At 67.0% G+C, this 5,943-nt stretch carries 6 protein-coding genes; all 6 read left to right on the forward strand.

Features of this window, described 5'->3' with window-relative positions; genetic code table 11:
- The coding region (locus RMN95_RS10090; RefSeq protein WP_309616791.1) for a ThiF family adenylyltransferase at nucleotides 1-984 on the forward strand (984 nt) is incomplete at its 5' end.
- Nucleotides 984-2,168, forward strand: coding sequence for a gephyrin-like molybdotransferase Glp (gene glp / locus RMN95_RS10095; protein WP_309616792.1), 1,185 nt, complete (start codon nucleotides 984-986; stop codon nucleotides 2,166-2,168). The genes RMN95_RS10090 and glp, both read left to right, overlap by 1 nt.
- Nucleotides 2,165-3,109 carry a bifunctional molybdenum cofactor biosynthesis protein MoaC/MoaB gene (gene moaCB / locus RMN95_RS10100; protein WP_309616793.1) on the forward strand — a complete coding sequence of 315 codons (945 nt, stop codon included), beginning with the start codon at nucleotides 2,165-2,167 and terminating at the stop codon, nucleotides 3,107-3,109. The genes glp and moaCB overlap by 4 nt, the downstream gene beginning before the upstream one ends.
- The gene (locus RMN95_RS10105) at nucleotides 3,102-3,515 is read left to right on the forward strand and encodes a molybdenum cofactor biosynthesis protein MoaE (protein WP_309616794.1); all 414 of its coding nucleotides are present in this window, start codon (nucleotides 3,102-3,104) and stop codon (nucleotides 3,513-3,515) included. Before moaCB ends, RMN95_RS10105 begins: the two co-directional genes overlap by 8 nt.
- A 94-nt stretch (nucleotides 3,516-3,609) precedes the next feature.
- Nucleotides 3,610-4,353, forward strand: a complete 744-nt coding sequence (locus tag RMN95_RS10110) for a response regulator (protein WP_397545143.1) — start codon at nucleotides 3,610-3,612, stop codon at nucleotides 4,351-4,353.
- Nucleotides 4,340-5,485, forward strand: a complete 1,146-nt coding sequence (locus RMN95_RS10115) for a HAMP domain-containing sensor histidine kinase (RefSeq protein WP_309616796.1) — start codon at nucleotides 4,340-4,342, stop codon at nucleotides 5,483-5,485. The genes RMN95_RS10110 and RMN95_RS10115 overlap by 14 nt, the downstream gene beginning before the upstream one ends.
- Nucleotides 5,486-5,943 lie beyond the last annotated feature (458 nt).

The raw sequence follows: 5,943 nt of genomic DNA on the forward strand, positions 1-5,943 counted from the left end.
CTGGTGATTGGGGCTGGTGGTCTCGGCAGCAGCGTGATCCCGTCCCTGGCCGCCGCCGGCGTCGGAACCATCGGCATCGTCGACGACGACCGGGTGGAACTCAGCAACCTGCACCGCCAACTCATCCACGGCGTGGCCGACATCGGGCGCGGCAAGGTCGACTCCGCCACCGACAGTGTCGCGGCGCTGAACCCAGACACCAGGGTCGATGCCGTCGCCGAGCGGCTGACGGCGGCAACCGCACTCGAACTGTTCGCACGATACGACCTCGTACTCGACGGCAGCGACAATTTTGCCACGAGATACCTCGTCGGCGATGCCGCCGCGCTCACCGGCATCCCCGTGGTGTGGGGCTCCGTCTCGCAGTACGGCGGGCAGGCCAGCGTCGCCATGCCCGGCGGGCCAGGGTACCGCGACCTGTTCCCGACACCACCGCCGCCGGGCTCGGTGCTGTCGTGCGAGGCCGGCGGCGTGCTGCCGACGGTGGTGGCGCTCATCGGCTCGATCATGGCCACCGAGGCGATCAAGCTCATCACCGGCATCGGCGACACGCTCAGTGGTCGAGTCACGGTCGTGGATGCGCTGGCCGGGTCGTTCCGTGAGCTGGCGTTCACGCGAGACCCGACGGCGGCGCCCATCACCGCGCTGATCGACTACGAGGCGTTCTGCGGGGCATCCGGAACCACCATCGCCCCCGCCGACCTGGCCGTTCGAGGCGGCGCGTTCACGCTGCTCGACGTGCGCGAACCGTGGGAGGCCGAGCTGGTGTCGCTGCCCGGATCTGTGCTCATCCCGCTCGGCTCGCTCGAAGAACGCCTGGATGAACTCGACCGCTCAACGCCCATCGTCGCCTACTGCCATCACGGCATTCGCTCGGCGCACGCCCGTGACCTGCTCGCCTCGCACGGCTTCGACACCAGCCACCTCGCCGGGGGCATCGACGCCTGGGCGAAAGAACTCGACCCCGCGATGGCGCGGTACTGATGCCTCACACCAGCGTCGACGATCACGCCGCGCTCGTCGCCGCGATGCTCGCCCCTGCACTCATGCCGCGTCCAGAGACGGTGCCGCTCGACGACGCACTCGACCGGGTGACGGCCTCTGCGGTCGCGTCGCCGGTCGACCTTCCGCTGTTTCGAAACTCCCAGATGGATGGATACGCCGTGGTCGCCGCCGACCTTGCGACGCTGCCCGTCACCCTCCCGATCGCCGGCGAGATCGCGGCCAGGCCCAGTGATCCGCTGCCGCTGCTGCCGGGATCCGCGGTGCGCATCATGACCGGAGGCGTCATGCCCCGCGGCGCGGATGCCGTGGTGCCGGTCGAAGACACCACCGTGGACGGCAACCACGTGACGATCACGCGCCCACGATCGGCCGGCGATTTTGTGCGCAACCCCGGCAGCGACATCCACCGCGGAGACCGGCTGCTGCCGGGCGGGCTGCGGCTGGCCTCCCGCCACCTCGCCGCCCTCGCCGCCGCCGGCCTGACCACGATCGACGTGGTGGCCCGGGTGACGGTCGCCGTGATCACCACCGGTTCCGAGCTCGTCCCGCCCGGCGTCGAACCGGTGCTCGGGCAGGTGTTCGACTCCAACGGGACGGCTCTCGCGGCCGCCGTGAGGGCGGCCGGAGGGGTCGTCACGTTCCGCACGCACGTACTCGACGATCGTGACGCCATGCTTGCGGCCCTGCACCGGGCCACCGCGGCCGACGTCATCCTGACCTCCGGAGGCATCTCGATGGGCGACTACGAGGTGGTGCGCGAGACGCTGGAACCCTTCGGCGCACGGGTCGGTCACGTCGCCATGCAGCCCGGCGGCCCGCAAGCGACCGCCGTGTTCGAGGGCACGCCCGTGATCTGCTTCCCCGGCAACCCGGTCAGCACACAACTGTCGTTCGAGGTATTCGTTGCACCGCTGCTGCGCGAGGTCGCCGGGCTGCCGGCGGCGGTGCGGCGGTGGCGCCCGCTGACGGCCGGCACCGCGTCCATGGCCGGGAAGCGGCAGTTTCTGCGCGGACGGGCGGATGCCGAAGGGCGTGTGACCCTGGTGGCGGGGCCCGGCTCGCACCTGGTCGCCGGGCTTGCGGCATCCACTGTGCTGGTGATCGTCCCGGAGCAGGTTACAGAGCTTGCCGCTGGGGATTCCGTGGAAACATGGGAGCTATGACCGACGCCCCCGCACTCAGCCACCTCGACGGCGATGGTCGCGCGCGCATGGTGGATGTGAGCGATAAAGCCGTCACGAAACGCACGGCGACCGCGATGGGCCGGTTTTCGAGCACGGCGCAGGTCATCGCGCTGGTTCGCGCCGACGACCTGCCCAAGGCCGATGTGCTCGCGACCGCGCGGATCGCGGGCATCCAGGGAGCCAAGCGCACCAGTGAGCTGATTCCCCTGTGCCACCAGCTCGCGCTGAATTCGGTCACCGTCGATTTCGAGTTCGGCGACAATTCGATCATGATCACCGCCACAGCGACGACAACCGGGAAGACGGGGGTCGAAATGGAGGCCCTGACCGCGGTCGCCATCGCCGGGCTCACCCTGCACGACATGACCAAGGCTGTCGACCCGCACTCCGTCCTGGGTGAGATCAGGCTGGCCAGCAAGAGCGGCGGCAAGAGTCGCGGAACGGTGCGCCCCTCGACCGCCGCCGTAGTCGTTGCCTCGACGGGTGTGGCTGCGGGCACTCGAGTCGACACCACCGGCCCACACATCGCCGAGTGGCTCCGCGAACGCGGCTACCACGTCGACCACTCGGTCGTCGCCGACGCTGATGTCGCGGCCGAACTCAGCCGCGTCATCGACACCTGCCCGGCCGTGATCATCACCACGGGCGGAACGGGGATGAGCCCGACCGACCAGACGCCGGATGCCACCCGGGCGCTACTCACCCGCGAGCTGCCCGGCGTCGCCGAGGCGATCAGGGCGCGTGGGCTGCCGCACGTCCCCACCGCTGCCCTCAGCCGCGGGCTTGCCGGCACCGCGGGCGACACCGTGATCGTCAACCTGCCTGGCTCGACCGGCGGTGTGAAAGACGGCCTCGCCGTGCTCGACAAGCTGCTCGGCCACCTCGTGGCCCAGGTCGGCGGAGGCGGCGCCCATGAGTGACGTGCTGGCCATCATCTCCGACGAACCCCTCGAGCAGGACAGGTTCGAGGCGTTCGTGCTCGACAGCGCGAACGGTGCCATCGTGACCTTCCGCGGGATCGTCCGTGACCATGACCACGGGCAATCCGTGTCTGCGCTCGACTACCAGTCGCATCCGGATGCACAGCGGTTCCTCGAGGAGTGCTGCGCCGGCGTGGCCGCCGAGTCGGGGCTGAGGGTCGCGGCCGGCCATCGCACGGGATCGCTGGTCGTTGGGGATGTCGCGCTCGTGGCATCCGTCGCCGCACCGCACCGCGCCGAAGCCTTCGCTGCCTGCGAGAAGCTGGTCGAACTGATCAAGCACACCGTGCCAATCTGGAAGCGCCAACACCTCGCCGACGGCGCGACGGAGTGGGTCGGGCTGTAGCGTAAGCCGAGCCGGAGTGACGCCGGCCACAGTCTTACAGAACACTGACGGCAGCCTCGCGTGAGCCTCTCCCGGCTCGGGTGGGTCGTATTCTGTGAACGTGACCCAACACACCCCCGCACTGCCGGGCAATGGCGATCTGCATGATCGCCGAGTGCTTGTTGTGGATGATGACGCCACCGTGCTCGAGGTCGCTAGCAGCTACCTGCGCCGGGCCGGCTTCATCGTCGATAACGCTAGCGACGGAGTCACCGCGATTGCCATCGTCGAACGTGAGACACCCGACCTCGTCGTCCTGGACCGCATGTTGCCGGGAATCGATGGGGTGGAGGTGTGTCGGCGAATCCGGCTCGACCGAGCGGTGCCCATCATCATGCTCACCGCTCGTGGTTCTGAGGATGACCGGATCCACGGCCTGGAGTCGGGCGCCGACGACTACCTCGCCAAACCCTTCTCGCCACGCGAACTTGTCTTGCGAGTGCAGTCCATACTGCGGCGTTCCATCGGAGAGTTCACCCCGCAGGGGGTCATCACCCGCGGCTCCTTCACCCTTGATCCGGCCGCGCGAATAGCCTCATCCTCCGGAACGGAACTCACCCTCACCGTGCGCGAGTTTGACCTTCTCGCCTTCTTTCTTAGGCATCCCCACCAGGTTTTCGGCAGGGTGGAATTGCTCAAAGCGGTCTGGGGCTGGACCTACGGCGACCTCTCCACCGTCACCGTTCACGTGCGGCGACTGCGCGAGAAGATCGAATCAGATCCCCGCAATCCGCAGCTGCTCACCACCGTCTGGGGTGTCGGATATCGATTCACGGCGGGCAGCGATGTCGTGGCCTGACCTCGTCGGAGTGACGCTGACCGCGCTGGTGACAACCCTTATCATCGGCGGTGTGAGTGTGCTGGTCATTGTCGCGCTCAGGCGATCATCGCTGATTCTGCAGCTCTGCATCCTGATGCTTGCCGCCATTGCTTCGGTCGTCGTGAGCATGATCGGCGCAGCGAACCAGATGTACCTGTCCGAGCACGACCTGACTGTCGCCATCAACGTCGCGGCCGTCTCGGGTGCGGTGTCACTGGCGCTGATCGGGATGCTCGGCATTATCGTTGTGCGCAACTCCCGGGCTCTTGCCTCCGCCGCCCGGCGCATCGGGGAGGGCGAACTTGTCGAGACGGCCGGCAAGCATTCCAGCACAGAGTTCACCCGGCTCGCCGACGAACTGGTTGCCACGAGTGCTCGGCTCGCTGAATCCCGGGCTCGCGAAGAAAGTGTCGAGGCGTCGAGACGCGAGCTCGTCGCGTGGATCTCACACGATTTGCGGACGCCTCTGGCGGGCATCCGGGCCATGGCGGAGGCGCTGGAAGACTCGATGGTCATCGACCCGCCACGCTATTATCGCCAGATGCGGGTGCAGGTCGACCAGCTGTCGAGCATGGTCGATGACCTGTTCGAGCTGTCGAAGATCGACTCGGACACTCTGCACCTGTCGCTCGAGGAAGTCTCGCTGTACGACATCGTCAGCGATACGGTTGCCGACCTGCAGATGATCTCTCGAGGGCGCGAGATCCGTATTGAGGCGCCGCATGGTCACGGTCTCGTCGTCATGGCAGACCCTCGCGAGCTCTCCCGCGCCGTCGGTAATCTGCTGGTCAACGCCGTCCAGCACACCCTGGTGGGGTCACCCATCACCGTGAGGGTTGACCTCGTGGCAGGGCGCGCGTCGGTGTCGGTGACCGACGCCGGTGGCGGCATCCCTGACACCGATCTCGGCAGGGTATTTGAGCCCGGATGGCGCGGCTCACCTGCTCGAACACCGCCCGCTCACGGCGGCCCGTCGAGCGGTGCCGGGCTCGGGCTCGCGATCGTCAAGGGCATCATGAGCGCCCACCGAGGTGAGGCCAGCGTGCATAACGTTCCCGGCGGCACCAGGTTCGACCTCGTACTGCCGATGGATGCATCCATCACGTTCTGATTCACATGCCAGCAGGCCCGTCGCCGCCCTGGGCTGTGCGTGTGGTCCGGATAAAGAGCCCCTGCTAGGTGCAGCGCGCGACGAACCACACGGAATCAGCCGCCGGCAAGGAGCAGCAGCACGTCTTTGCGCGACCCGAGCGCTCGCAAGTCGTTGTGGCTGATCACATGATCAATAAGAAACGACCCGTACTTGAGCAACCCTGCTTCCGCGTCTCGGGAAAGTCGGCATGCACTGACCCCACATCTCCGACCGTCGTGACACTATTCGGCGACTGGTGAAACAGAACCCGACCGCTGAGTGCGTGGTCCGAGGCCGATGTGCAGGAGAGTGCACCCTCCATGAATTGATTTGCCCTGCTCGCCTCGTTCAGGAACACATCCAGCTCATCGACCACGAACCCACGGTCTGCCACGGTTTACAATGATTTTTATAGAACATATCTTCGAATGTGTGCT

Origin of the sequence: Salinibacterium sp. (assembly GCF_031364185.1) — a bacterium.
In the GTDB taxonomy this organism is placed as follows: Bacteria; Actinomycetota; Actinomycetes; order Actinomycetales; family Microbacteriaceae; genus Rhodoglobus.

Coding starts and splice junctions, on each gene's coding strand:
- glp (WP_309616792.1), top strand. CDS start 984: ATGCCTCACACCAGCGTCGACGATCACGCCGCGCTCGTCGCCGCGATG.
- moaCB (WP_309616793.1), top strand. CDS start 2,165: ATGACCGACGCCCCCGCACTCAGCCACCTCGACGGCGATGGTCGCGCG.
- RMN95_RS10105 (WP_309616794.1), top strand. CDS start 3,102: ATGAGTGACGTGCTGGCCATCATCTCCGACGAACCCCTCGAGCAGGAC.
- RMN95_RS10115 (WP_309616796.1), top strand. CDS start 4,340: ATGTCGTGGCCTGACCTCGTCGGAGTGACGCTGACCGCGCTGGTGACA.